Here is a 25,527-nt window from a genome sequence, read left to right as displayed (position 1 = left end):
GGATAGGGCTGCATACAATTCGTCGACGTAAGCTGACGCTTTCAGGCGTAAAGCCCCTGGGGAAGCATCAATGGAAATTTGAGTGTTTTTGGCTGTATGGCGCAGTATCAATCCCTACGGGAAAAAGTTTTTTTTGGGAGTTTTCCCATTGAGACAAAGTTTGTTTTGAAGCATATTTACAACTTTTGTCAATCCAATATCCTCATGAATTACACATCATTCAAGTAGATAACGCACCCGCTCATAATTTAAGCTCATCTGAATTACCCGACAATGTTATTTTACTATTTCAGCCTCCGGCTTGTCCCGAAGTAAATCCGACAGAAAGAGTGTGGGAATATCTGAAAGATTTTTTAGCTTGGTCGGTGTTTAGTAATCTTGACGAACTCCGCACAAAAGTCAAGGAAATTTTGGCATCTTTCACCGATCGCGTCATTGGTTTTCTCACCGGATGGTCTGGGATTTTACATTCTTTATCTCTATCACATCTTTAAAAAAATGGTATAAGCCCTACACACAGAAAAACCGACCCGCCGGCTTTCTGTGATACCATTTGTTTCTGTTTCAAATCCGGTTAATTAACCTTCCTACAATGAAATTGGTTTGCACCCAAAGTGACCTCAACGCCAACCTCTCGTTGGTAAGTCGGGCCGTTCCCTCCCGCCCGACACATCCGGTACTAGCCAACGTGCTCTTAGTCGCGGATGAGGAAAATCAGCGGGTTAGCTTGACAGCTTTCGATCTCAGTTTAGGCATTCGTACCAGCTTCGCAGCAGAAGTGACTGGCGGTGGCAGTTTTACCATACCCGCTAAATTACTCAACGATATTGTTTCGAGACTCCCAGATGGAGAGATTACTTTAGAAGACGAAGCGGGGGACACCGTAGCATATCTAACTTGCAGTTCTGGCAGCTACCAAGTTAGAGGCATGGGCCCGGAAGAATTCCCTGAATTGCCTGCAATAGAAGGCGGAACAATCCTCAAATTGCCACCGGAAGCCTTGATAGAAGGACTCAAAGGAACTTTATTTGCTACTAGCCCCGACGAGGCCAAACAGGTACTTGCAGGCGTGCATTTAAAAGTATTGCAAGATTGCCTGGAATTTGCAGCTACAGACGGTCACAGATTGGCAGTAGTTCAAACTGCCAATGAAAAACCTGAAGGCGAAGAAACCCAAGAAGAATTTGAGGTGACAGTCCCCGCTAAAGCATTGCGGGAAGTAGAAAGAATGCTGGTGATGCGGCAGTGGACTGAACCTGTCACCTTGCATTTTGAACACGGTCAAGTAGTGTTTGAATGGGCTGACCAGCGGCTGACCACCCGCACCTTGGAAGGGCAATATCCCGCATATCGGCAGTTGATTCCGCCGTCTTTTGAGCGGCAAATTACCTTAGAAAGGCGATCGTTCTTAGCAGCAGTTGAAAGAATAGCAGTTTTTGCCGACCAAAAAAATAATATTCTCAAATGCAGCATCGACGAGGAGAATCAGGAAATTACTTTGTCTGTAGATGCTAAAGATGTCGGCTGCGGCAAAGAGTCAATGCCGGCACAGATTTCGGGAGATAGCATAGATATTGCTTTCAACGTGAAATACTTAATTGACATTTTGAAAACTGCTCAATCCCCAGAAATTCAACTGCAATTAAACGGTGCTTTAGCCCCAGTAATTTTCCAGCCTTTGGGCGGAGTTAATGCTACATTCTTGGTAATGCCAGTGCAGCTAAGAGCTTAAAAAGAGTCAGTAGTCAGTAGTCATTAGTCATTAGTCATTAGTCAGTAGTCAGTAGTCATTAGTCAACAGTCAACAGTCAACAGTCAACAATCACCGATGGTGCAACCGGAATTGATATAATTTATCTGCGTTAATCGGTGTTAATCTGCCTGTATCTGCGGTTAAAAAAAGAGAATTTATTAACCGCAGATGACAAGGGATTGAGGCTAATTCACGCGCTTGTCGAGAAGAGAGATAGGAATAATTCTGATGCTAATAGATTTGATATGACTTATTGCTTCAAATCAATGGCAACAAAATTTCAAATTCAGTACCTGTACCGGGCGTAGAATGCAAATTTAACTTGCCTTTATGCTTTTCCGTAACAATTTGATGGGTAATTGCCAACCCCAAACCGGTACCTTTCCCGGCGGGTTTAGTGGTGAAAAATGTCTCAAAAATCCGCCGCTGAATTTCTGGCGGTATTCCCGGCCCGTTATCGGCAATTCGGATGGCTATCCAAGCGTTATTTGGATTTTTTTCCGCTGATTCTGGACAGAAGTCGCCGTTTTGGCTGGCGGATGATAGCTGTTGGGCATTTTGTCGTAGCTTGCGGGGCGGGACGCCATCGCCCCTAACATAATTTTGAATTAATTCCGAATTCACGCAGTCTCCGTCAGAACTGTCTATTACCTCGGTTTCAATAGTAATCACAGGCACAAAACCTGTGTCTGCTTGTTCCTCTTCCAAAGCGTCGATCGCATTGCTGATGATATTCATAAATACCTGACTCAACTGACCAGAGTAACACTTGAATAAAGGCAAATCACCATAGCTTTTAACTACTTTAATCCCGTACTTCAGACGGTTTTTCATAATTAGCAGCGTACTGTCAATACATTCGTGGATGTTAGCTTGTTTCAAATGGGTTTCGTCCATGTGAGAAAAGGTGTGCAGACTGGTGACGAGTTCGGTCAGCCTCTGTGATGAAACTTTCATACTTTTGAGAATTTCCACCCAATCTTCTTGCAAAAAATCAAATTCTATGTGTTTTTTGAGTTGATCAATTTTTTCGCTGTCACCCACAATGTGTTCGTAAGCAGACAGCAAATCCATGATGTCTTTCGAGTAGTTGGACAAAAAGCCGAGATTTCCGCTGATGCAGGTGAGGGGATTTCTAATTTCGTGGGCGACTCCAGCTACCATCTGTCCCAAACTGGCTAGTTTTTCGGTTTGAATTAGTTGAGATTGAGTTTGCTGCCTCAGCAATTTTGTTGCGAGTTCATGAATGTTGGATTGGGCTACTAACAGTTCGTGCACGTCTAGTAAACTATAAGTTTGAGGCGACACTTGAACCACAATCGGTTCGTAAAGCAGTTCTTTCGATCGCAACAGCGACTTCCTGGCTGCATCCACGATTAAAGTATTGCTGGGAAAAATTAAACTCTCAGTTTCGGCAAAGCGGTACAAAGCCCTCACAGGTCGCTTTAAAAATAATTCTCGGCCAAAAGGACGGCTGATAAATTCTAAAAATCTCCGCCGGGAAATCATACCCGCAAATTCACCTTGATGGGTCACAATGACTCCCGGTAACAGCGGATTAGCTTCTAACATCTGGGAAATTCGCATTCCCCAATCCGTAGCTTCTACCTGAAAATCGTAAAGCGACAATTGTTGGAGAGTAGAGTCTAAACAAAGTTCTCCGAGGTCAGCCTCGGAGATGGGTTGGACTGGTCTTTCTACGCAGGAGGTATTCAACATAAATTTATCAGCACGCTTTTTTGGGGTTCTATTTGCCAGCAGACATTCAGCTACCAAAGGTCAGCAGGTGAGTTGCTGAGTGCTTTGACCGGCATCCCCCTGGCAAACTGCTTTTTAAATTACACAAAAAACTGACTGTAGCAAGGAAAATTTTACCACTTAAAGTATTAGGCAAGATTGAGGATTACCGAGATAAATGCGCCCTGGTAATTATACCTGACTTTATTTTATACTGACTTGAGCGGTATTAACGCTTGTTTCGACTATTTAACTATTTATTAATCTTAAGTTATCGTCTTAACCTTATGTTAATAAATTATGAGGCTGAGAAATATAATTGATTGATAATAGAAGAAAATCGGAATTGCCCGATCGCCCCTGCGATGCACCCCGTCAGCAGACAAGTTAAAAGCCCAAATTGGAGCGATCGCGTCCCTGAGTTTTAGCTTGCAATCGCGATGGCGGGACGCCTTGCAAGCTAGGGCATTTGAGGCAATTTCATCCCATCTCCCCGCTCCGGTACTCGCAACCCCCCGTAACGCTCAGCCAGCGACACACCTGCCAGTGCATCCCTTATAGGTTTGTAGTGAAAACTAAAGTCATCGCTACAAACCAATTTTATTGCGATCGTTATATAAAACAGTTAGCCTCGCCCGCAATCTGTAAAATCTGCCTTGGCATTTGTTCTAAAATCAATTATTGTTAACCGAAATATCTCTCAAATCTGCGACAGTTGACAGACTCAATTATTGATTGGCTGTACGATGCGGATATGAAGAAAAATTTAGTCAAACTCAAACAAGTTTAACCAGTGCAAATTATTCAAGACATCAGCATTGATTAAATTAGAATGTCTACAAATCTCAGCCAAAAAAAAGGCTAAAAAAAATTAACGGGCTCTTAACTTAGTGCTATGCTTTGGTATGATCTACAAGGAGTTCTACCAAAGACGTATAACTAAATAGCAATCTACCAGTAGGTGATCGATGCAACCCGCCCTGACAAATCAGTTAAATAATGCTTTCACCCTGTTTCTCAGCTTGTTAGTAGAAGCAATACCTTTTCTGCTGCTGGGAGTCTTATTCTCAGGTTTGCTGCTGGGGTTTGTAGACGAACGCAAACTCGTATCCCGCATCCCGCGAAACCCGCTCCTGGCGGCTTTGATGGGCAGTTCGATCGGCTTTTTGTTTCCCGTGTGCGAGTGCGGTAACGTGCCCGTAGCCCGCAGGTTACTGATGCAGGGAGTTCCCGCACCAGCCGCGATCGGCTTTTTGCTTGCGGCCCCCACCATCAACCCCGTGGTAATTTGGGCTACTTGGACGGCATTTCGCGATCAGCCAGAAATTGTAGTTTTGCGGGTGGTATTTTCTCTGTCTATAGCCACAATTATCGGCTGGGTGTTCAGCGCCCAAAAAGACTTGCGGCCTCTGCTGCAACCTTCTGTAGCCCGCGCAATCCCCTTGCCAAAACCAGAGTTTTCCGAAAAAGAACTCGTCCAAGCTAACACTCCGCTGCTGTTGCAGTCGGGAACATTTATGCTCGGTCAGCCAGGGGGGGTGGTGCCGATCGAATCTTTGCTACAAGACGACTGGAAGCCATTACAAACAAGCAAAACAGAAAAAACCTCGAAACGTTCGTCCATGTTCCACCGCGTTTCTAAAGAGCGTTTGCGCCTACTTTTAGATACTATGGTACAGGAGTTGCGCGAATTGGGAGGAGTGTTGGTAATCGGAAGTGCGATCGCAGCCATCATTCAAGTTGGCGCCCCCCGCGAACTAATTCTCAACCTCGGTCAAGGCCCAGTTTCCTCGATTCTAGCCATGCTGCTATTAGGGGCAGTCGTATCGATTTGTTCTACAGTAGATGCCTTTTTTGCCCTGTCTTTTGCTTCCACATTTACCAGCGGTTCGCTGTTAGCATTTCTCGTTTTCGGCCCGATGATTGACCTCAAAGGCATCGGTTTAATGCTGTCAATTTTTAAAGGTCGAGCCGTAGTTTACTTAATTGTCTTGGCCGCTCAGTTAACCTTTTTAATGACCCTCGCTGTCAACTTGCATTTAGGTTAATAAGTTAGCTGGGACAGACAACTAATACCATTGTAGATTTGCGATTTTCAATTACCTTGCTCCCCGACACGGAAGTCACGGATATACGGATAGGTATTTTTGTCTTTTCCTTCTTCCCTCTTCCTTCCCAATCACTCTTAAAAAATGAATCTTAAAAAAATTAGCCCCTGGCTGGACGCCCTAGCTATCTTAGCCTGGGGAATACTGCTTCTTAAATATTGGATCACCGGCAAATTAAGCATTCTCATTCACCCCAATTACTTTGGCTTGACTCTAGCAGGAGGAATCGGCTTAATGGTTATTGGCGGTTTAAAAGCTTGGGAACTCTTAAAAGTCGATCGCACCACAAAGCAATCGCGGACATCAACAGCAAATAACTCTCTCAGAATCACAGAAGTTGAACACGTTACTTTGTTTCCCCCTAGTATCGGCAGCACCTTAATGTTGGGCGTCGCATTAATAGGTTTACTAACAACGCCACGCACCTTTACCAGCCAGACAGCATTAGAACGAGGCCTCACCGAATCCCTGCCAATCACCAGACTGCAACCCCAAGAATTTCGCAATACTACAAAACCCGAAAATCGATCGCTCGTCGAATGGGTTCGGCTGTTAAATTTTAATCCAGAACCCGATACATACAGAGGTCAAAAAGTCAAAGTTCAAGGATTTGTAATTCATCCCCCTAACCTAGCAGAACAATATATGTGGATCGGGCGTTTTATCATTACTTGCTGCGCGGCAGACGCCTATCCGATCGGGTTGCCGGTAAAATTACCGATCGGTCAAAGCCGCACCGCCTTTGCCCCAGACAGTTGGCTAGAAATAGAAGGAGAAACGATCGTAGAAGAACTGCAAGGCAAGCGCAAATTAACCATTCAAGCATCCTCCCTCAAACCAATTCCTGAACCAAAAAACCCTTATGATTATTAGATGTGGAGTAAGTATCAGATTGAATTTTACCTAGATTGCGAGATGGAAAGTCCAGACCCAATCTCCGTATACAGATGAAGATACGGTAAAGTCAGCTATAAAAGTGGCAGCAGCATCCTCTAGGAGTTGCAAATAACAAATTCAGCAACTACACTCGTAGTTGGTAAATAAATTCTGAGTATATGTCAGCAGAAAAAAAATTAGCTATCAAAGGTGCAGCCTGGACGATCGCCAGCTATGGAAGCAGTCAAATTATCCGATTTGGCAGTAACCTAATCCTGACGCGTCTGCTTGTGCCAGAACTATTTGGTCTGATGGGTCTAGCCTACGTTTTCATCACAGGGATCAACTTATTTACAGATATAGGTTTGGGCCCAAGTATCATCCAGAACAAACGGGGAGAAGATCCTCAATTTCTCAACACCGCTTGGACGCTGCAAGCTATTCGCAGCTTGTTCATTTTCATTTGTTTGATTATAATTACTTACCCAGTTGCGAGTTTTTATGAAGAGCCCCGTCTTCGGTGGTTGATTCCAATAATAGGTATAAATTCCTTACTAGGAGGGTTTAAATCCACCGCCACATCCAGCCTAGGACGCAAAATGGAAGTGAAGAAAGTAGTAATTTTTCAGTTGGGCATACAGATTGTTTCTACTACAGTGATGATTGTCTGGGCCTGGTTCGATCGCAGCATCTGGGCGATCCTTGCAGGCGGCTTGAGTGGAGCTTTAATGGAGTTAGTATGGAGCCATTTTTTGATTCCCGGCAAGCCAAACCGCTTTGCTTGGGATAAAGAAGCAGCTAAAGAAATATTTTCTTATGGTAAATGGATATTTTTGTCTACGGCTTTGTTTTTCTTGTGTTCTCAAGCTGATAGACTCATCCTCGGTAAAATATTTACTTTAACAATGTTTGGCATTTACGGCATCGCTTTTACTCTAGGCGATATGCCGCGCCAAGTCATCATCGCCATTAGCGGCCGGGTGATTTTCCCCTCGATTTCTATGCTGGCAGAGTTGCCGCGGCAGGAGTTGCGCGCAAAGATACTTAACAACCGCAAACTAATTCTAATACCGTTAGCGGTAGGTTTAGCAATTTTTGTGAACTTCGGAGATCAGCTAATTTTAACACTGTACAGAAAAGAGTATGTGGCGGCATCTTGGATGATGCCAATCTTGGCTTTAGGTATCTGGCACACCACCCTCCACAATATGATGGGTTCTTGTCTGTTAGCCGTAGGAAAGTCTCAGTACGCAGCTATGGGCAATCTGCTGACTTTTGTGAATCTATGTATAAGTATACCGCTGGGATATCACTTAAAAGGTAATTTAGGTGCCGTGATTGCTGTAGCTCTCGGCGACCTTCCTACCTATGCAGTAATTAACTACGGTTTGTGGAAAGAAGGACTAACTTGTTTTTGGCAGGATATGCAATTAACAGCACTGTTTGTAGGGGTGCTGGCAAGTCTACTTTGGTGTAGAGTCGCTTTTGGTTTGGGTCTGCCGATCGATAAAATATCACCGATGGATATAATCCCCATCAATCAACTGTTTCAGTAAACAAACCTGTTGAAACTGCAGCGTGTCCCACCTAATTAATATCTTAAGTTTCATTCAGTCCGGGAGGCACCACAAGTTTCAAAAACTAGGTTTGTTACGGAAAATAACTCGTTGCAGCCATTTACTGTGGTAAAAAAAGGGCTGGGTGAGTGTTAGGAATGGGCCCATAAGTGTAAAATTTAAGAGGGAAAATTTGGGAGTTAATTTTCAGTAGAAATAGGAGAGAAAGATTTGTGAGTATTTTTAACAAAAAAATTAATCCTTCACCCTTCGCTATTGGGCCATTCAAACAGCCGATCGACCGCACGGCCATCTTCCTCATGCTAGTGCTGAGCGTCTTAATAGGGCTGCTGCTGCTGAGCGGCGATCGCACAGCACCCAGAGTGCGAGAATTTACCTGGGAAAACAAACAAATCGGCGCCGAAGATACCGGCTTTATCCTCACATTCTTTCGGCCGATGAACCAGTCCACCGTCGAGGAAAACTTAAAGCTAGAACCCCCCCTCCCCGGTAAATTTAGTTGGGCTGGAAGGCGCATGGCTTACACCCTCAAAGATCCAGCACCCTACGGCGTTACCTACACAGTCAAACTCGCCGGAGCAACCGACAAGTATTTCGGAGAAAAAAACCAAAATAAAGGAACGCTAATGCAACCGTTTAGCAGTTCCTTTCGCAGCCGCGATCGAGCTTTTGCTTACATCGGCGTCCAAGGCGAAACAGAAAGCAGATTAATGCTAGTCAATCTCAGCAGCAACGACTCAAAACCGATACCCCTAACTCCCAAAGATTTGGTTGTCACCGATTTTAAACCGTATCCCGACAGCGATCGCATTTTATTCTCAGCCACCGATCGATCAATCGCCCGTACTCGCGGCACCCTCAATCAAGAACTATTCACAGTCACCACCGGCCTCAACCCCCAATCGGGTTCAGGAACTCAACCAAAATACCCAGCCGGTAGAATCGACAAAATCTTAGACTCCAAAGATTACCAAAACCTCAAATTCGACCTCTCAGCGGACGGAAAAATCATAGTTGTCCAGCGCGTCAACCGCCGCAATCCCGGCGATTTCAGTCCTTGGATTTTGGAAGAAAAAGTGCCGCCCAGACCCTTGGAAAATGAACAAGGCGGAGATTTTATGATTCGCCCCGACAGCAAATCGATGGTAATATCTCAAAAACAAGGATTAGCGATCGTCCCCCTCAAACCGGAAGCAGACCCAGTAGAATTTTTGCCAAAATACGAACAAGTATTGGGGATGGCCCGCGACAACTCCGCCGCCGCCTATGTTAAATACAACAGCGACTTTACTCGATCGCTTTTCATCTTAGATAACCAAGGTGTAGAACAAGAAATATTGCGTATTCCCGGCAGCATTATGGCCGTTTATTTCGACCCCCGCAAAAACCAAGACAACCAAGTTCAGCGTCTCTACTGTTTGTTAGCCCAACGCCTCAAAACAGAAAGCTACAAAGAACAGCCTTTCATCGCCACCATCGACCTCAAAAAAGAGGGTACTCGTTTGGTCGGAACCATCAAACCGCTGCTGATTTTGCCCAACCAATTAGATACCCAAATCAGTTTATCTCCCGACGGGCTGGCATTAATTTTCGACCAATCAGTCACAGCAGCAACTCCCTCAGCAGCAGACAGTCCCCGCAACGATAGTGGACAGTCGATCGCCACCAGCCGCCTCTGGCTGCTACCCTTAGTAGAAATACCCGCAGACGGTTCTCTCGCAAAAGTACAGCCAGAAGAACTTCCCTTTGCCGGCTATCACCCCCGCTGGCTCCCCTAAATCGATTTTAGATTTTAGATTTTAGATTTTAGATTGACCGATATTAGTAAATATCAATAGGGTAAGGTGCGCCCATAAACACCAAGCGTTGAAATATGCGCGGTGCACACCCTACTTTTACTAAATTGATTTGAAATTTGAGATTTTAGATTTGAAATTGAGTTGATACTAAGCCATACTGGTAAATATTACAAACTTTTGAAACGAAGTCGCCAGCCTGCAATTTCACATCTCAAACCTCAAACCTAAAATCTAAAATTCTCATGACTCCCGAAGAAATTAGCAATACCCTTAAAGACTTATTTGGTGACACTGTTGAGATGCCTGCTGCCACTTCTTGGCAAGTAGAAACCCCCAATTTTCGCCTATTAGTCCTCCTTTCAGAAGACGGGAGTTGGCTGCGGATTTTGCTGCCGATCGCCGATGCCCAGGAAGCTCAACCATTTTTTGATAAACTGCTAGAAGCTAACTTTGACACCACCCTCGAAACTCGCTACGCCATACATCAAAACGTTTTGTGGGGAGTATTTCAGCACAGCCCGGCCACACTCGCGGCCGCCGATTTCTCAGCCGCCGTCGCCAGACTGCTGGCTTTGCAAGAGAGAGGTTTGTCCGACTTTTTCGGCGGTTTGATAGAAAGCCGCATCCGTCAAATCATCAAAGCTGCGAAGATGCAGGGACAGTCTGTGGAAACTACCCTTCAGACTTTAGACCGTTTCTACGCAGAGGGATTGATGGGTGAAATGGAACTAGGGCGAGAGTCTCGCGAAAACACTCTCGCCGCTTGGCGGTATCAGCTAGAACGCCTCTGGCCGGAGGTGGAACCCTAAGACGATTTGAGATGGCAGATTGCAGATGGCAGATTGCAAAAAACTGACAATCAAGCATCCAGGATACCCGCCACGTGATTCATTCCGAAAGCAGACTCAGGACCGGTGAAACACAAAACCTGTATCCGATCAAACTTTCCCCCCGAATTTATCTCGCGCAAGTCAATGCTTCAATTCTAAAATCTAAAATCTAAAATCTAAAATCGATTGACTACCATCGAGGTTGAAAGTTGCCTAAAGTTGCATTTCTTTTGAGTGGTATAGCAACCGCCAATACGGTTAGAACGTTCTTAATTGCATTAACCCTTGGGGAACATTGCTTCTTCCTTCTCTCGCGACGATAACTAAAGCCTTCCATCCGTTACATTCGGTTACATCCTCAGAAAGCGAATCCCTGGCCGAACTTCCTTTTGCCTGGGCCCTAGTCTTGACAATTGGAGCCTGCAAGCCCCTTAGACTATAGCTAATCCGGGCCGTCGAACCCTCGAAGGATGCCCGTATATTCACAGATAACCCGATCGCGCTTCTCCAATTCCCTTCTATCACTGCAAAAATGGTATAACTTATCACAATAATTCGTTATAAATATTAAAATTTTTCGGAAAACACCCGATCGCAGGTATATCATGGTAAAAAGTTTAAAGCGCCTACTCGGTAAGTTCCCCAAAAGCTTCGATCGTTTAATATCGTTTAATATCGTTTAATATCGTTTAATATCGTTTAATATCGTTTAATATCGTTTAATATCGTTTAATATTGACTTAGAAACAAAATCTTTAGCAGACAATGCTACTGCGATCGGGTTTTCCCATCGGGTGCGGTTGTAATTTGACAAATTAGCAACTACCCGCTACCAATTACCCGTTATGAATTAATAGCAACTTAAGTTGTTCATGAATACAATTTTTAACAGGGGTTTCATCTATGTTTGCTGTGCGTGAGACTAGCTCGGAGTTATCAGTGTTGCATATACCTGAATTTTGTACTTGGAACATCTCCTTAGAATCAACTCTCCTAGACCTGCCACTCTCCAACTGCCAAATTGAATTAACTCAACAGGCAAAAGAAGTAGCCCAGGCTTTTGAAGAAAATTCCATGCTTCCCGGCGTCATTTTGACAGATGGAGGTAATTTTGTCGGCATAATATCGAGGCGTCTATTTTTTGAAAAAGTTAACTGCCGCTACGGAGTAGAAATGTTTTTCAAGCGACCAATAGAGGTGCTGTACAAGTTTGCCAAGCCAGAGGAACTCATACTTCCCGCCAGTAAATTAATAGTAGAAGCCGCCCAGGAATGTCTTTACAGATCAGCAGAATTAATTTACGAGCCGGTAGTAGTGGAAATAGCCCCCCAGACCTACAAGCTGTTAGACGTACACCAATTAATGGTCGCTCAATCAAGAATTCACCAATTAACAAATAAGTTACTCCACACACAAACCCAAGCCAAACTCATCCAAACAGAAAAAATGGCTAGTTTGGGGAGGATTGTAGCAGAAGTAGCCCACGAAATCAGAAATCCGCTGAACTGTATTTGGGGAAATTTAACTTTTCTGCTGTCCTATTTTGAAAACTTGCTTCAGCTAATGTCCGTTTATGAAGAAGAATATCCGGCACCCTGTCCCCGAATTGATGCCCTTAAAAAGGAAATTGAATTTGATTTTTTACAAGAAGATTTGCCGATTACCTTAGAAGGGATGGAGTTGGGAGCCGCGCAATTGCTCAAAATAGTTAACGGGCTGCACCACTTCTCTCACATGGACGAGACAAAACCAGCCGAGACAGACATTCACGAATGCGTGGAGATGACGCTGTTAATTTTGAAAAACCGCTTTAAAAACAGCATAGAAGTGGTTAAGAATTACGGCGAACTGCCGCTAGTTAGCGGCTACTCCGGTCAGTTGAGTCAGGTGTTTTTGAATTTGTTAGTTAATGCTCTAGACGCGCTGACAGAGTACGCAGCCGATCGAGAAATACACACCCCGTGCCGGGACAACTGGCAGCCCCAAATCGAAATTACCACTAAAGTTATAGAAACCGAACACGGCAAGCGGGTGGCAATTTGCATTGCCGATAACGGGCCCGGCATTCCCCCAGAAAATCACAAGCAGATATTTGACACCTTTTTTACCACTAAACCAGCAGGCAAAGGCAGCGGTATGGGGCTGGCTATCTGCCATCAAATCGTCACAGAAAAGCACGGCGGCAAACTGAGAATGCGATCGCAACCAGGAAAGAACACTGAATTTGAAATTCTCCTGCCTATAGTTGGCACAACATGATTAACTCAAGAATATTCTCGGTTGTTCGCTTACGAAAAGTGAAATGATAGGGTAGCTTAGTAGTAGGTTCTCAATTCACTTTCCCAGCGTTTCGGCAACTAAAACTTCCAGTGGCAAATAAATTCAGTTCCAAACTCATTGGCCCTTCACTCTCCGAAGGCAGTCATCAAGACCTTTCCCTAGAGTCTACCCTCTGGGATTTGCCCCTGTATGAATTTCAGGTTAAATCGAGCTGCTTGGCTGTGGCAGTTGCCGAAATGTTTGAACAGCATCCCCTAGTGCCGGGAGTCGTCTTGATGGAAGCAGGAGAGTTTGCTGGCATGATATCCCGCCGGCAACTGCTGGAATATTTGCTCAAACCCCAAGGCCCTGAGCTATTTTTGCACCTGCCGCTAAAAGTTCTCTACAGTTACGCTCGCGTCGAAATATTATTAGTCGCAGAGAGTACAACCATTTTGGCAGCAGCTCCACAAGCTCTGCGTCGATCGCCCGAATTGCAGCCAGAACCGATCGTCGTCCAAATAGACTCCCAATCTTACCGACTCTTAGACCCTCACGCGCTAAACATCGCGTACTGGCAAATTCGTGGCATAGAAACTCAAGTCCGCTACGAAAGAGCCCAAACTCAAATGATTCAAAGCGAAAAAATGGCTAGTTTAGGGCGTTTAGTCAACGGAGTAGCCCACGAAATTTTAGATCCGGTAGGCTTTATCTGGGGGAATTTAACCTACGTCAGCGACTACAGCAAAAACTTGATGGAATTGCTCTCAGTTTACGACGCATACTGTACCGATCCCCCGCCGGAAATAGCACGGCTCAAAGAAGAGATCGACTATGACTTTTTGCAAAGCGATTTTCTCCGAACTGTTGCCAGCATCAAATCAGGTGCAGAACGTTTGAGCAAGTTGGCAACCAGTTTGCAAAACTTCTGCCACATCGACGATATTTATCCCAAACCCACCGACTTGCACGCCAACATAGACAGCATACTTTTGCTGCTCAAAAGTCGTTTGACTAGGGAAATCCAAGTAGTGAAAAACTACGGCTACCTGCCACCAGTCCCATGCTATGCAGGACAGCTAAACCAAGTATTTATGAATATCTTAACCAATTCTATTCATACATTAATTAATGAAGCAGTCGGTCAAGAATTGGCGAAAGAGTTCAAAGGTGGAGGACTTAGAGAGTGCGATCGCCAGCCTAAAATTGAAATCACAACTCAAGTCTGCTGTCCCGAACCTGCGCCAGATTTAGACAAACTTCATGTTCGCTGGGTTTCGATTTGCATAGCAGATAACGGGCCAGGAATGTCACCTAGCAAGTACAAAAAAATCATAGAATCATTCTCTACGGAAAAACGCGCTCTCAAAGAAACCAGTTTAGCGGTTAGCTATCAAATAGTGACGGGTAAACACGGCGGTGCATTCAGAATGCGATCGGAATTAGGCAGGGGCACTGAATTTGAAATTTTGTTACCCTTAGCTTAAAGAAGGAAAGCACTACACGGATTTTGACACGGATACACGGATGAATTATCTAGGGTGAGGCAGTAGTCAACTGTCAACTGTCAACTGTCAACTGTCAACTGTCAACTGTCAACTGTCAACTGTCAACTGTCAACTGTCAACCATTATCTAATTGACTGCCGCACATTTTACAAAATCTAGCATTAGCATCGTGTACAGACCAACCGCAACCTTTACAAACAGCTTCTCCGTGATTAGCACTTTTAACTAAGTGTTTAATCAAATCCCCCAATTGCCAAGGAATCAGAGCAATTCCGGTCAAAATCATCAAAATAGTCAGAAAACGACCGGATTCCGAAATTGGAGTAACATCGCCAAATCCCACCGTCGTCATGGTGACAACCGAGAAATAAACAGCATCCAAAAAAGTCCCAAAACTTTCGGGATTTGTCGGATGTTCGACTTGATAAATCAAACCCGAATAAACAAAAATTATTGCCAGCAAAGTAAACAAAATCCGAGCAAATATCACCCCATCTTCGCTGCTGATGCGGAAAATAGAAATTTTCAATTCCAGAAAGCGGATGAGTCGGAGAATTCTAAACCAGCGAAAAATTCGGATAAAACTAACGTTGACAAATCCCAGTAAAAATGGTAAGATTGCCAGCAAATCAATAATTGAAAAAAAACTAAAAATAAATTTAACTCGATTTTCGGCACACCATAGTCGCAATAAATACTCAAACACAAAAACAACTAAAAGCGCTGTATCGAGAGTTTGCAAATTAATTCTAACAGATTCCGAAATCGGGTAAGTTTCGGCGATGAAGCTGGCGGAAGATAGGAGAATGAGTCCGGTAAGGGTTAAATTTACGGTTCTGCCAATTGGGGTTTCGATGTCTTCGAGATAAAATCCAATTTGCGATCGGGTTAACATAGATGAGATAATTAATACCATTTATGAGGTAAGGGAATTATCGCACATGAGCATCGAATTAACTAAGGGTGAAAGGTTCAATCTTTCTAAAGAAACTCCTAATTTCAGTAAAATTGCGATCGCCCTGGGGTGGCAAGTCAGCCAGACAGCACAAAACTGCGACATTGACGCATCTGTTTTTATGTTAGCGGCAGACGGTCGGATTCCTGATGAAAAGTATTTTGTATTTTACAACAATCTGACATCGCCGGACGGTGCGGTGCGACATTCGGGAGACAGCAAGAATGGGCAAATAGACGGAGATGATGAGACGGTTTATGTGGATTTGAGTAAAATCAATTCGGCGATTCAGGAAATTGTGTTTGTTGTGACTCTTCACGAGGGACAGGAAAAGAATCAAAGTTTTAGTCAAGTTACAAATGCTTTTATCCGGCTTTACAACCGAGAAACTCTTAGCGAATTGGTTCGGTACAATTTAAATCAGATTTTTTCCCAAGAAACGGCTTTAGAATTTGGACGTTTGTATAAGAAGAATGGCGAATGGAGATTTCAGGCGCTAGGACAGGGATATAATGCTGGGTTGCAAAGTTTTGTAGACAAGTATTATGTTGAGAATGCGGTTGATAAAAGCTCGAATGCTGCTGAGAAGCTTGATGATGCTGAGGTTGTGAGGCGGTTTAGCGATCGGGTGGATCGGTTATTGCGCGAAGAGGCGATCGGGGAGACACCGATTCCAGCATCTAGCGAAGCGGTAGAACAGCCGGCTGCTACTCCTGTAAATGCGGATACTGTGGAATCTGAGGAAGAGGCAAAAATAGATGATTCTGCACTAGAAAATCTGGAACCAGCTATTAGTGCTGAGGAATTTTTACAACGGTATAATCAGGGAGAACGAGATTTTGTTGGAGTTAATCTAGCCGGAGTAAATCTGAGCAGACAATCTCTGAGTGAGGTTAACTTAAATAGCGCTAATTTTAGGGGTGCAGAACTCTCTGAAACAAAGTTATCAATCATTAACTTGAGTGAAGCAAATTTATGTCATGCCAACTTTCACAAAGCTCATATTAGCTCAGCAAACTTAGAAAAAGCACAATTGCTCAATGCAAATTTAAGTGAAGCAACTCTGCATTCTGTAAACCTAAGTGAAGCTAACTTGAGTGGGGTAAATCTCAGTATTGCTCATTTGTTATTGGGTATTAGCTTCAACAGGGCTAACCTCAGTAAAGCAAACTTAATGGGGTTAAATTTGAGAAAATCACACTTGACGAATGCTGATTTGAGTAATGCGAACCTTAGTAATACTAATCTATTTGAGGTAAATCTTGAAGGGGCAAACCTTGAAGGAACAAAACTTGAACAAGCGCTGTGCAACGCACAGACTATCTTCCCCAAAGAATTTGATCCTGTTAAAGCAGGTGCTTACTTAATTGTTGCTGATGCTTCACTTTCCAACGTAAACCTAGCTGGTGTTGACTTGAGTGGTTTCAACCTGAGTGAAGCTAATTTGAGTGGTGCAAACTTAACCAAGGCAAAGTTGGAGGGTGCAAAACTGCTTCAGGCGAATTTGAGTGCAGCTAATTTGAGTGAAGCCAATCTGAATAATGCTGACCTAACTACAGCAAACCTAAGTGAAGCTAACTTGAGTAAAGCAAATCTTCGAGGTGCGAAACTAGCTGTGGCAAACTTGAGTGGAGCCAACTTAAAACAGGCAAATTTAGAGTACGCTAACCTAGTTGCAGCCGACATGAGCAACGCTAATTTAAAAGATACAAGAGTAGGCCGTGCTAACTTCAGCGAAGCTAATCTAACTGGCGTAAATCTGGTGGGAGTAGTGCTTGATTCAATAAATTTAAGTCGGGCTAACTTGGCGGAGGCTAATCTCTGCGGGTCAAGTTTAGTGTCTGCAATTTTGAGTGGGGCAACACTTAGCTCAGCGGATTTGCGCGGGGCAAATTTGAGTTGGACAAACCTAGAAAAAGCCAACCTAAAGGGGGCGAACCTAAGTGGCGTGGCAGGTCTGGAAACGGCAAAACTCGCAGGTGCAATTATGCCAGATGGCACAATTCACGAATAAATTCGATCGCAAATATTAAACAGCAAGGTGGGAATTTATTGGTGTGAATTTAACCGAAAGTCCGCCAGGGAATGAATTTCCTGGCTAGTCCTCTGAAGAGGACTAATGAGTTCTTCAGTCCTCTTCAGAGGACTTTTGCTATGAGGCAGGGGTTTAAACCCCTGCCGGACTGAGGCAAATAGCGTTAAATTGACACCAATGGTGTGCATCGCCCTAGAAATAGATTATGATTAGTATTAAAGATCAAATACATAGATTGTCGATGAATGAATCTGACACGGAAATTATAGAATCTACCCTCAGATGGATGACCGAGTTTGTCGAGTTACCGCATCCAGTTTTCAGCGATTTACCGATTTGTCCCTTCGCTAAAAAGGCACGCTTGGCTAATCAAATTTTCTTCAAAATAGAGCGGTTTTCAGCCATGACTGAGTTCGATCGCGATTCTGCCATCATGAAATCAATTTATGAATTTTACAATTCGGAATTTGAAATAATGGTAGTAATTAATCCCGAAAAAACAGCAATTACTGCGCCCGAAACTAAAGAATTGATAGACAAATTGAATAATCAGATTTCAGAGTTGGGCTTGCTGGCTTTTCACATCCATCCCGAAGAAGATTTTAATATTGACGGGCTTCATACTCGGAGGATGCCCTATCCGGGCTTCACTGTTCAAGTAAATTCTAAGCTGAAGCCAGCTTCCGATGCTTTAGAGAAAACTGAATATTACAAAAATTGGACTGCCGAACAACTAAAAAATTTCGGGATTCCGAGAAATTGACGATCGCCCTTCCCCCCTTTCTCCCTGTCTTGCTTCGCGCCCTTGGCTACTTTCATCGCTTCAATCCTCCATGAGTTTGGTGAGAGTGGTAAAAATACGATCGCACTCTGAAGAAGCCTTGCGAACCTTGTCAACATCCAACATTTCTAACAGCTTGGAAGCGTGCTGTATCTTTTGATATTCGCCTTTCGATTTTGTGTCGCGGCTAGCTGCTTTCAGGCTTGGTTCTAACAAATTCTTTTCAATCGTCTCTACATTGATCTTTTTAGGAATCGCATTTTCTTTAAATCCCTGCCCGTAAAATCTTTTTAAAGTATCAATATCAGCAATCAACCAAGCTTCCATCGCTTGAACCATGAGATAGCAATGAGTGTCATCAACCCCAGGCGAATCCCAATTATCCCTCCACTTCAAATGCTCCCAAGGCGGCTGCTTTACAGGGGCTTCTGAGTCAACTAAAAGGATGATAAAAGCATTTGGGTGATCTGCCAAAGCATTCTTGAAATCCCTGAAAGCATTATTCCGGGAACCGCAGAGAATGATCTGCCACTTGATTTTCTTGCTTTGGGCAACCTGCACAAGTTCTTTGAAAAAACTGCTAAATCCTTGTCGGAGCAATTGCTTTGTATTCTTGCCATCGCCACCACCTTCGATGTAAATGCGAATCTCCTTTACCATCGGTTGCCCCCGATTTCTCCCATCCGCCAAAGGTCTCCCAAACTGTAATTCTCAAGCCATTTTTTCAGTCGTTCGGGATCGAGACGGTTCAGGTGACTTCCTCTATCATCCCGATCGCATATTAACACTGACTCAGGACTCAGAGCCGACACTAAAGCATCGGAATGGGTTGTCACAATCAATTGTGTGCGCTGTGAGGCTTCGATCAACATTTCAGCAACTGCAGGCAGAATGTCGGGATGCAAGCCAATCTCCGGTTCTTCAATACAAATAAGTGGCGGGGGAGTTGGATCTAGAAGTAAAGCTATTAAGAATAAATAACGCAGCGTACCGTCTGATAAACGAGTTGCGGGTATTGGCTGAGTTAATCCTGTTTCGCGGATGAATATCTGGACAGTACCGCCATAAATCTTGATACTCAGTTCTTCGGCTGCATCGTAGAACAGTTGTAATTTTTCAATAATCAGCCTACTTCCTAATTGATACTGTAAGTTATTTAAAACCAGTCCTAAGTTGCCACCATCTTCTAGGAGGGGATGTTCTGGCAAGTCAGTTTGCTGAGCCTTTCTAGATACTGAATCTCTCCCTGTCTGCCAGTTACGATATAAACCAATGTCGGCCAATTTATTTCCCAGATATGATAGTTCGGGATAGAGTTCTGGATCTTTTCTTTGAGATAAGATAGATTGATCGGGAATGATATCTTCTCGCCGCAGATTCCGCAGCTTTCTTGTTTGCTGCTCGTTGTCCTCTATAACATTGATAACAGGGCGAGCCCGATCGTTATAACGGTAATAGAAAAATGGCTGGCTTTCAAAACTATGGCGGGTTTCCATATCTTCTATAGCTTCGTCCACTACTTCAAGTCTCTGACCGACTGCGGTAAAACTAATCTGATAGCGCAGTGGCATCGTTCGTTCTGGGTAATCTAAAATAGCCTCTATTTTTGCTGTGGCAGTACCTTTTTCACCTTTCCACAGAAAATCGCTGATACCACCTCCTTGACGAATCGGAGCAGGTAAGTCGGTAGGTGTTGCCTTCAACACTCCCATCGCTTCAATGAAGTTAGATTTGCCGGATGCGTTAGTACCGATCAATACATTCAGGGGTTGCAGTTCAATTTTTTCCCCCTCACTTCCATAGGAAAGGAAGTTTTGCAGTTGCAGGGAGTGAATAAATCTTTTGCCTTCCACCTTGTCCTCCTATGCCAATTCTGCATTATTATACCTTGTGAAAGCCTTCGTTTTTAGTCTTGAATTAAGTAGGTCTCAAAACTACCGATTCCCAGTCTTTGCCTTGAAGTCGGAAGGGGAGTGAGATATCCCGATCGATCGCATCGCACAACAGGCGACCTACTCTCCTGCAAAGGTCTGTGACCCATTACAATTAATTCAGCAAAAAATCTTTACACATAAGAACTCATGCAGCTCAAGTCAACAACCCGCCATATTCGCATATACACCGCCATCCTCGAAGACAACGAACTCGTCCCCAGCAATGACCTTTTGACCCTCGACATTGACCCAGATAACGAACTTAACTGGAATGACGAGTCAATCAAACAGGTATATGCCAAATTCGACCAACTCGTAGACGCATACGAGGGCGAAGACTTGACCGAGTACAACCTCCGCCGTATCGGTTCGGAGTTGGAGCACTTGGTACGATCGTTCTTACAAAAAGGCCAAATCAGCTATAACCTCAACAGCCGCGCTGTTAACTACAGCATGGGATTGCCTCAAGTTGATGCCAAAGTTCACCTGTAAGGGCGATCCTCTTCGAGGGCTTCGCTAACGGGCGATCGGCATTTATGTCAACTTAAGATTGAAACCCATAATAAATGTCGCTTGTAGCTGAGTTTCGATCCCCCCTACTCCTCTTAATCACGGGAGTACCGCAGGGCGGTTTCATTTTCTTGTAGGGGTAGCACTACCCCTACAAAATTCATGTTTTTGGTGAGAATGAAACCGCCCTGGGAGTACGGGGGGTTTAAAGCTGAAAATCTGCTTTTATTCTTCTTCCTGCTTGTTTCTGACTCCTGACTCCTGACTCCCGGCTTCTTCCTTCTTCTGACTTCGATCGGACTTCTCCCCCGCCTCCCCAGCATCAACCGGAGAATTGGGAACGCGATCGCGTTCCAAAAACTGTTTAACTGCAAGTTGGCGGTTGCTCATAAACTGACCCCAAGCGCCGGGAAACATCCCATCCAAGGTTTCCACCAGCGCCCAAACCTCAAGATTCATCACTTTGTAATAGAAACTGTGAGAATGTTGAATGCTAGTGAGTATTTCGTCTATTTCAACAGCAGGCAGCCGCTTCGGATCGGGCAAATTCTTGGAAAAGGCGCTGGGTTCATGTGGGGCCATGGTTAAATACTCAACAGCTTGCAGAGGCCGGTCAGTCGATTTGAGATTTTAGATTTTAGATTTTAGATTGATTCCACAGATGAATCTGGGGGCTTGAACTAAATATCTAATTTTTTTGGCTTTCCACGACTCCTGTCGGGGGCTTGCGTCCATCAGTCGATTTTAGATTTTAGATTTTAGATTTTAGATTGATTCCACAGATGAATCTGGGGGCTGGAACTAATATCTAATTTTTTTGGCTTTCCCCGACTCCTGTCGGGGGCTTGCGTCCATCAGTCGATTTGAGATTTGAGATTTGAGATTTTAGATTGACTCCACAGATGAATCTGGGGGCTGGAACTAATATCTAATTTTTTTGCTGTCCCCGATTCCTGTCGGGGGCTGGCATCCGTCAGTCGATTTTAGATTTTAGATTTGAGATTGACTCGACAGATGAATCTGCGGGCTTGTATCCGTCTTTGGGTAGGGTTAAATTTAACTTCTGTTGCGAAACTAGGGTGCGAGGCACAGATGACCCTTCGCGAGAAAACCGACAATTGATATTTATTTATATCTGTCGGCTCAGGTGATTTCTACCTAGCTGCATCATACCATTAGAGTTAGTCTAAAATCTCAATTCCCTTGAGTGCTGCGATTTCTTCGGAAATTGCCGCTATCATGAATATGCTGAAAACAGCGTGATTTCCAGCCGATGACTGGGGTGTCGCGCGATCGTCTAACCCTGAAAGCTCATAGTAAGATTCATCCGGCAGTCAACAAAATGGTAAACTGTTCGTGTCAGTACAAGACATTAAAACCTACCCCTGGACTGGGGGAAAGTCACGCCTAAAACATTGTAAGGAGATATCGCTACGCACACAACAGTGCAAACGTGGTGAGCCAGGGAACCTGAAAAATCAGGATATTAGGACTGCGAAGTCTTAAGAATCTCCGTCTGTTGAGAAAGCGGGGGTGTCAAATAATCGCCACGTATCAACCCGTCGAGGTTCAATCGCTAAAATAGTTCAGATCAGCACGCTTGCCCAAAGGCGTCAGGAACCCTTATGCAAAACTCTGTGGCAAAACACTACTTATGGGCTTTAGGTGAAGGGATCAAAGGGTGTAAGCCAGGCGATCTGATCGCTGGTCGCTACTTGGTCAAGCGCGATCGACTTCTTGTCGATACTCAACCCGAACACTTGCCGGAACTGCCCGATGAGATTCCGAGTGTTGTCACTCCTTATCTGAGACTGTTTGCCTATCAGTTGCACGTACCTCAAGTATACGGCCTGGTATCGTCCAAGATGAGCAAGCTATCGGGAGATATCTGGCTACTGGAAAACGTGCCTATTTTGAAGGTGACGGAATCTTTAATGCCGGAATTGGCGGACTCCTGGAAAGGAGCTGCAGCGATGCGCCAGCTCAATTGGCTGTGGCAAATGGCCAAGTTGTGGCAGCCTTGTATCGCTCAGGGCGTGGCTTCGACGCTGCTGACTCCCGAACTGCTACGGGTAGAAGGGCAATTGGTGCGGTTTCTGGAATTGCAGCCCGATCGCAAACAGCCTCATTTGTCCCAGTTGGGCAAATTGTGGCAGCAGTGGCTCGAAGATGCTCACCCAACTATTGCCAATTTTTTGAGGCAACTTTGCCAGCAAATGGTTGCCGGTCAAGTGCGCCACGGCGAACAACTGATGAGCCAGTTGGATAAAGCTTTGGCAAAGTGCGGCCGATTTTACGATCGTCACGTTGAAATTGCCACGGGCACGGATGTAGGCAGATCCCGCGCTCACAACGAAGATGCTTGCTATCCGCCCAGCGGTACGCTGTTGGCAGGAAGCCCGGGTGCGGAAGCTTGCGCGATCGTCTGCGACGGTATCGGTGGACAAGACGGGGGCGAAGTAGCTTCCGAAGAAGCAATTGGTGTGCTGCGCGACAAGTTGCAGCAAATGCCCCTACATCAAGCTAATTGGGACCCGTTGAGCCTGACTTCCAAGCTGGAACGGGCAGCTTGTGCTGCTAACGACAAGATAGCCAGTCGCAACGACAGCGAACACCGCCAAGGCCGCCAGCGGATGGGAACTACGCTAGTTATGGGTTTAGCCCACATTCACGAGCTTTACGTCGCCCACGTCGGAGACAGTCGGGCTTACTGGATTACCCGCACTGGCTGCTATCAACTTACTCTCGATGATAATGTGGCTTGCCGCGAGGTGCGTTTGGGCTACTCTCTCTACCGGGATGCTTTGGAACAAGTCGCCGCCGGAGCTCTGATTCAAGCTTTGGGGATTACTTCGTCCAACACTTTGCACCCGACTGTGCAGCGTTTTCCAGTGGATGAAGACTGCGTTTTGCTGCTGTGTTCCGACGGTTTGAGTGATAAAGACCGGGTTGAGGAATGTTGGGAAGCGGAGATTTTGCCAATTCTCGACGGTAGCATTAGTTTGGCTAAGGCGCGCGATCGACTGATTGAGATTGCTAATACTAGAAACGGTCACGATAACGTCACTGTTGCTTTAATTCACTGTCAAGCGCATTTGAGGGAAGACGGCAATACTTTTACAGAACTGTCTGTCGCACCTTTAGATACGCCGATCGAACTAATTTCCGATAGCGAGGATCTGCCAACGGATTTGACCGAAAGCACAAGCCTTGGCGAGGGGAATTCTCAAGGAAAAACGCTGTTGTTACCGCCGGAAAAAAGCAAAAGTTTATTTTCGCTGCTGCTGAAAATTTTATTTTTATTAGGCTTGGGGGGTGTATTTGCTTATTTTTTCATCCCTCCGGTGGGTCGCGCGATCGATACTGCCGGGGAGTCGATTTTCGGGAAACGCGGTTTAATTAATGCTGGAAGCACGCCGGAGAAAACAGTTGAATCTGTAGCTTCTCCGGTGCAATCTTTAGAAACAGGCTCGTTTATAGAGATTAAAACTTCTGCGGCTGGGGAATTAGGAAAAGAGGGCGATCGCTTGGATTTGCGAGGCGCAATCGGTGAGTTGACTGTCAAAGGAACAGTCCCAGCCGGCAGCGTTTTGCAGGTGACAAACAAACAGCTTACGCCTCAAGGCAATTGGCTGGAATTGAAAGTTTGTTCGATTCCTGAAATAGTGCGATCGAACTCTCCCAAACCCGAGTCAAATAAAGATTTTTCTACTGTTTCAAAACCGACACTGAATCCATCTCCCGCTGTGGCAACTCCCACTCCCTCCCCTTCCCCGGTAGTTAAGCCAACAGTTGAAGTAGAAAGCGCCAAGCTGCAACCGGGGGAAATCGGATGGATTCAAGAACAAGCTGCTGTTTCTAAAGTAGTGTCTAACCTAGCCTTAAACCCAACTCAACAGGGGAAATGCGTTGCTTCTGACTCAAATCCCAATGCTAATTAAACTGTTAATGCTTGAGTATATTGAGCAACTTTGCTTAAATTTAGTAGAAAGAAAAATGCAAATTTCTAAACAAAACTAAGATTAACTGATACCATCGCTGGTCAAGTAGCTGACATAATTTGAGATTTGAGATGGGAAATTTAATAATTTCCCATCTCAAATCTAACAAGGTTTCAAAATTGCTAACCTAATTTGTTAGATACTTCTGCCAGTTTAGTCACCATTTGGGAGACGGCTTTGTCAACTGCCGCGCTCAAAAGTGAGTCTTCATTGCTGCTGCCAGAATTGCTGCTGATACCTCTGACAGAAATATTAGAATCGCTTTGATCAGCCTCTCCTACTGCTTTGGCGGTGGCAAGAATATCTCCTGAAGCTGTACCGATTAACCGCACATCTATTTGAACGGTAGCTTTGGTTTTTTGTGAACCCGCGCCGATTCCCATGAAACTGCCGCCGCCGGATTGTTTGTCGATATTAAACTTGGTAATGGTGCCGATGAGCACGGCGTCAACTCCTAATTGTTTGCCAATTTCGGCTGCTGTCCCGGCATCCATCGCGCCGCTGCGATTTTGCTGTTTGAGCACTTGTTCGAGTTTGCTGCGATCGACTACTGTATAAGTGCCGTTGTTGACGAGTTCGTTGATTAGCAGTTCGCTGATGCCTTTGGCGGCGCCGACTCCCCTGTAGGAAGTGTAATAGCTGTTGGTGGGGCCGTAGTCGAAGTCCATGACGACGAGGCGCTTTTTGGCAGTTGCTTGGGCGAGTTGGGTTGCTGGTTGGGTGCTGGCTGGTGTGGCGATCGCACTTAATGAAACGCCTGCTAGCATTAGAGTAGCGAGGGAAATGCTGGTTAAGCGAGATATGGTGGTTCTTTTCATAAAGCTTACCTCACAGTTGTTTTGTGCCGACTCTAGAATACTTTAC

The 25,527-nt window shown here is 44.8% G+C and carries 18 protein-coding genes and 1 pseudogene; 13 read left to right on the top strand and 6 right to left on the bottom strand.

Annotated elements, in window-relative coordinates; genetic code table 11:
* Positions 1 to 176: 176 nt before the first annotated feature.
* Both QUB11_RS14240 and dnaN read left to right on the top strand, forming a co-directional pair.
* Positions 177 to 494, top strand: a pseudogene (locus QUB11_RS14240) (IS630-like element ISMae27 family transposase); the annotation flags it as partial.
* Positions 495 to 592: 98 nt separating this feature from the next.
* Positions 593 to 1,732: a DNA polymerase III subunit beta gene (gene dnaN, locus QUB11_RS14235; RefSeq protein WP_333081191.1), complete on the top strand. Its 1,140-nt coding sequence runs from the start codon at positions 593 to 595 to the stop codon at positions 1,730 to 1,732.
* A 279-nt stretch (positions 1,733 to 2,011) separates the two neighbouring features.
* Here dnaN and QUB11_RS14230 read toward each other — a convergent pair whose 3' ends face one another.
* Positions 2,012 to 3,472, bottom strand: coding sequence for an ATP-binding protein (locus tag QUB11_RS14230; RefSeq protein ID WP_333199890.1), 1,461 nt, complete (start codon positions 3,470 to 3,472; stop codon positions 2,012 to 2,014).
* A 986-nt stretch (positions 3,473 to 4,458) separates the two neighbouring features.
* Between QUB11_RS14230 and QUB11_RS14225 the strand changes: the two genes are divergently transcribed.
* From QUB11_RS14225 to QUB11_RS14195, 7 genes are all read left to right on the top strand, one after another.
* Positions 4,459 to 5,538: a permease gene (locus QUB11_RS14225; RefSeq protein WP_333199892.1), complete on the top strand. Its 1,080-nt coding sequence runs from the start codon at positions 4,459 to 4,461 to the stop codon at positions 5,536 to 5,538.
* 144 nt (positions 5,539 to 5,682) lie between these two features.
* The gene (locus tag QUB11_RS14220) at positions 5,683 to 6,471 is read left to right on the top strand and encodes a TIGR03943 family putative permease subunit (protein ID WP_333199894.1); all 789 of its coding nucleotides are present in this window, start codon (positions 5,683 to 5,685) and stop codon (positions 6,469 to 6,471) included.
* Between the two features lie 182 nt (positions 6,472 to 6,653).
* Positions 6,654 to 8,030, top strand: coding sequence for an oligosaccharide flippase family protein (locus tag QUB11_RS14215; protein WP_333199896.1), 1,377 nt, complete (start codon positions 6,654 to 6,656; stop codon positions 8,028 to 8,030).
* Positions 8,031 to 8,263: 233 nt separating this feature from the next.
* Positions 8,264 to 9,829, top strand: coding sequence for a hypothetical protein (locus tag QUB11_RS14210; protein ID WP_333199898.1), 1,566 nt, complete (start codon positions 8,264 to 8,266; stop codon positions 9,827 to 9,829).
* A gap of 263 nt (positions 9,830 to 10,092) precedes the next feature.
* Positions 10,093 to 10,659 (top strand): hypothetical protein, encoded by a 567-nt coding sequence (locus QUB11_RS14205; RefSeq protein ID WP_333199900.1) that lies wholly within the window; start codon positions 10,093 to 10,095, stop codon positions 10,657 to 10,659.
* 924 nt (positions 10,660 to 11,583) lie between these two features.
* A complete protein-coding gene (locus QUB11_RS14200; protein WP_333390916.1) occupies positions 11,584 to 12,939 on the top strand; it encodes an ATP-binding protein in 1,356 nt (451 codons plus the stop codon).
* A gap of 110 nt (positions 12,940 to 13,049) precedes the next feature.
* Entirely contained in the window at positions 13,050 to 14,426 is a 1,377-nt protein-coding gene (locus QUB11_RS14195) for an ATP-binding protein (RefSeq protein WP_333390913.1), read from the top strand.
* A gap of 136 nt (positions 14,427 to 14,562) precedes the next feature.
* On the opposite strand, the gene QUB11_RS14190 is transcribed toward QUB11_RS14195, so the two are convergent.
* Positions 14,563 to 15,363 carry an ion transporter gene (locus QUB11_RS14190; RefSeq protein ID WP_333390911.1) on the bottom strand — a complete coding sequence of 267 codons (801 nt, stop codon included), beginning with the start codon at positions 15,361 to 15,363 and terminating at the stop codon, positions 14,563 to 14,565.
* A 25-nt stretch (positions 15,364 to 15,388) separates the two neighbouring features.
* Here QUB11_RS14190 and QUB11_RS14185 point away from each other — a divergent pair, with 25 nt between their 5' ends.
* Together QUB11_RS14185 and QUB11_RS14180 are read left to right on the top strand one after the other, a co-directional pair.
* Positions 15,389 to 17,416, top strand: a complete 2,028-nt coding sequence (locus tag QUB11_RS14185; protein WP_333199907.1) for a pentapeptide repeat-containing protein — start codon at positions 15,389 to 15,391, stop codon at positions 17,414 to 17,416.
* A gap of 262 nt (positions 17,417 to 17,678) precedes the next feature.
* Entirely contained in the window at positions 17,679 to 18,200 is a 522-nt protein-coding gene (locus tag QUB11_RS14180) for a hypothetical protein (protein WP_333256370.1), read from the top strand.
* 60 nt (positions 18,201 to 18,260) lie between these two features.
* Here the strand turns inward: QUB11_RS14180 and QUB11_RS14175 are convergent, their stop codons facing one another.
* Together QUB11_RS14175 and QUB11_RS14170 are read right to left on the bottom strand one after the other, a co-directional pair.
* The gene (locus tag QUB11_RS14175) at positions 18,261 to 18,878 is read right to left on the bottom strand and encodes a DUF4276 family protein (RefSeq protein ID WP_333199911.1); all 618 of its coding nucleotides are present in this window, start codon (positions 18,876 to 18,878) and stop codon (positions 18,261 to 18,263) included.
* A complete protein-coding gene (locus QUB11_RS14170) occupies positions 18,872 to 20,071 on the bottom strand; it encodes an AAA family ATPase (RefSeq protein WP_333199913.1) in 1,200 nt (399 codons plus the stop codon). Before QUB11_RS14170 ends, QUB11_RS14175 begins: the two co-directional genes overlap by 7 nt.
* Before the next feature lie 228 nt (positions 20,072 to 20,299).
* Between QUB11_RS14170 and QUB11_RS14165 the strand changes: the two genes are divergently transcribed.
* Positions 20,300 to 20,644, top strand: coding sequence for an NAD(P)H-quinone oxidoreductase subunit M (locus QUB11_RS14165; protein WP_333103676.1), 345 nt, complete (start codon positions 20,300 to 20,302; stop codon positions 20,642 to 20,644).
* Positions 20,645 to 20,887: 243 nt separating this feature from the next.
* Here QUB11_RS14165 and QUB11_RS14160 read toward each other — a convergent pair whose 3' ends face one another.
* Complete coding sequence (locus tag QUB11_RS14160) at positions 20,888 to 21,244, bottom strand: hypothetical protein (RefSeq protein WP_333199915.1); 357 nt, start codon at positions 21,242 to 21,244, stop codon at positions 20,888 to 20,890.
* 1,043 nt (positions 21,245 to 22,287) lie between these two features.
* Between QUB11_RS14160 and QUB11_RS14155 the strand changes: the two genes are divergently transcribed.
* On the top strand, positions 22,288 to 24,603 hold the full coding sequence (locus tag QUB11_RS14155; RefSeq protein ID WP_333199917.1) for a protein phosphatase 2C domain-containing protein: 2,316 nt from the start codon (positions 22,288 to 22,290) through the stop codon (positions 24,601 to 24,603).
* A 182-nt stretch (positions 24,604 to 24,785) separates the two neighbouring features.
* Here the strand turns inward: QUB11_RS14155 and QUB11_RS14150 are convergent, their stop codons facing one another.
* Positions 24,786 to 25,481 (bottom strand): LPS assembly lipoprotein LptE, encoded by a 696-nt coding sequence (locus QUB11_RS14150; protein WP_333199919.1) that lies wholly within the window; start codon positions 25,479 to 25,481, stop codon positions 24,786 to 24,788.
* Positions 25,482 to 25,527 lie beyond the last annotated feature (46 nt).

The organism is Microcoleus sp. B6-A1 (assembly GCF_036705085.1).
In the GTDB taxonomy this organism is placed as follows: Bacteria; Cyanobacteriota; Cyanobacteriia; order Cyanobacteriales; family Microcoleaceae; genus Microcoleus.
The sequence above is the reverse complement of the archived record's forward strand: the minus strand, read 5'-3'. Positions and strand labels throughout refer to the sequence as shown.

What these genes read in the sequence shown, in the direction of transcription:
- dnaN (WP_333081191.1), top strand. Translation starts at nt 593, where the DNA reads ATGAAATTGGTTTGCACCCAAAGTGACCTCAACGCCAACCTCTCGTTG.
- QUB11_RS14165 (WP_333103676.1), top strand. Translation starts at nt 20,300, where the DNA reads ATGCAGCTCAAGTCAACAACCCGCCATATTCGCATATACACCGCCATC.
- QUB11_RS14220 (WP_333199894.1), top strand. Translation starts at nt 5,683, where the DNA reads ATGAATCTTAAAAAAATTAGCCCCTGGCTGGACGCCCTAGCTATCTTA.
- QUB11_RS14150 (WP_333199919.1), bottom strand. Translation starts at nt 25,481, where the DNA reads ATGAAAAGAACCACCATATCTCGCTTAACCAGCATTTCCCTCGCTACT.
- QUB11_RS14230 (WP_333199890.1), bottom strand. Translation starts at nt 3,472, where the DNA reads ATGTTGAATACCTCCTGCGTAGAAAGACCAGTCCAACCCATCTCCGAG.
- QUB11_RS14200 (WP_333390916.1), top strand. Translation starts at nt 11,584, where the DNA reads ATGTTTGCTGTGCGTGAGACTAGCTCGGAGTTATCAGTGTTGCATATA.
- QUB11_RS14160 (WP_333199915.1), bottom strand. Translation starts at nt 21,244, where the DNA reads ATGGCCCCACATGAACCCAGCGCCTTTTCCAAGAATTTGCCCGATCCG.
- QUB11_RS14190 (WP_333390911.1), bottom strand. Translation starts at nt 15,363, where the DNA reads ATGGTATTAATTATCTCATCTATGTTAACCCGATCGCAAATTGGATTT.
- QUB11_RS14225 (WP_333199892.1), top strand. Translation starts at nt 4,459, where the DNA reads ATGCAACCCGCCCTGACAAATCAGTTAAATAATGCTTTCACCCTGTTT.
- QUB11_RS14155 (WP_333199917.1), top strand. Translation starts at nt 22,288, where the DNA reads ATGCAAAACTCTGTGGCAAAACACTACTTATGGGCTTTAGGTGAAGGG.
- QUB11_RS14185 (WP_333199907.1), top strand. Translation starts at nt 15,389, where the DNA reads ATGAGCATCGAATTAACTAAGGGTGAAAGGTTCAATCTTTCTAAAGAA.
- QUB11_RS14215 (WP_333199896.1), top strand. Translation starts at nt 6,654, where the DNA reads ATGTCAGCAGAAAAAAAATTAGCTATCAAAGGTGCAGCCTGGACGATC.
- QUB11_RS14180 (WP_333256370.1), top strand. Translation starts at nt 17,679, where the DNA reads ATGAATGAATCTGACACGGAAATTATAGAATCTACCCTCAGATGGATG.
- QUB11_RS14205 (WP_333199900.1), top strand. Translation starts at nt 10,093, where the DNA reads ATGACTCCCGAAGAAATTAGCAATACCCTTAAAGACTTATTTGGTGAC.
- QUB11_RS14175 (WP_333199911.1), bottom strand. Translation starts at nt 18,878, where the DNA reads ATGGTAAAGGAGATTCGCATTTACATCGAAGGTGGTGGCGATGGCAAG.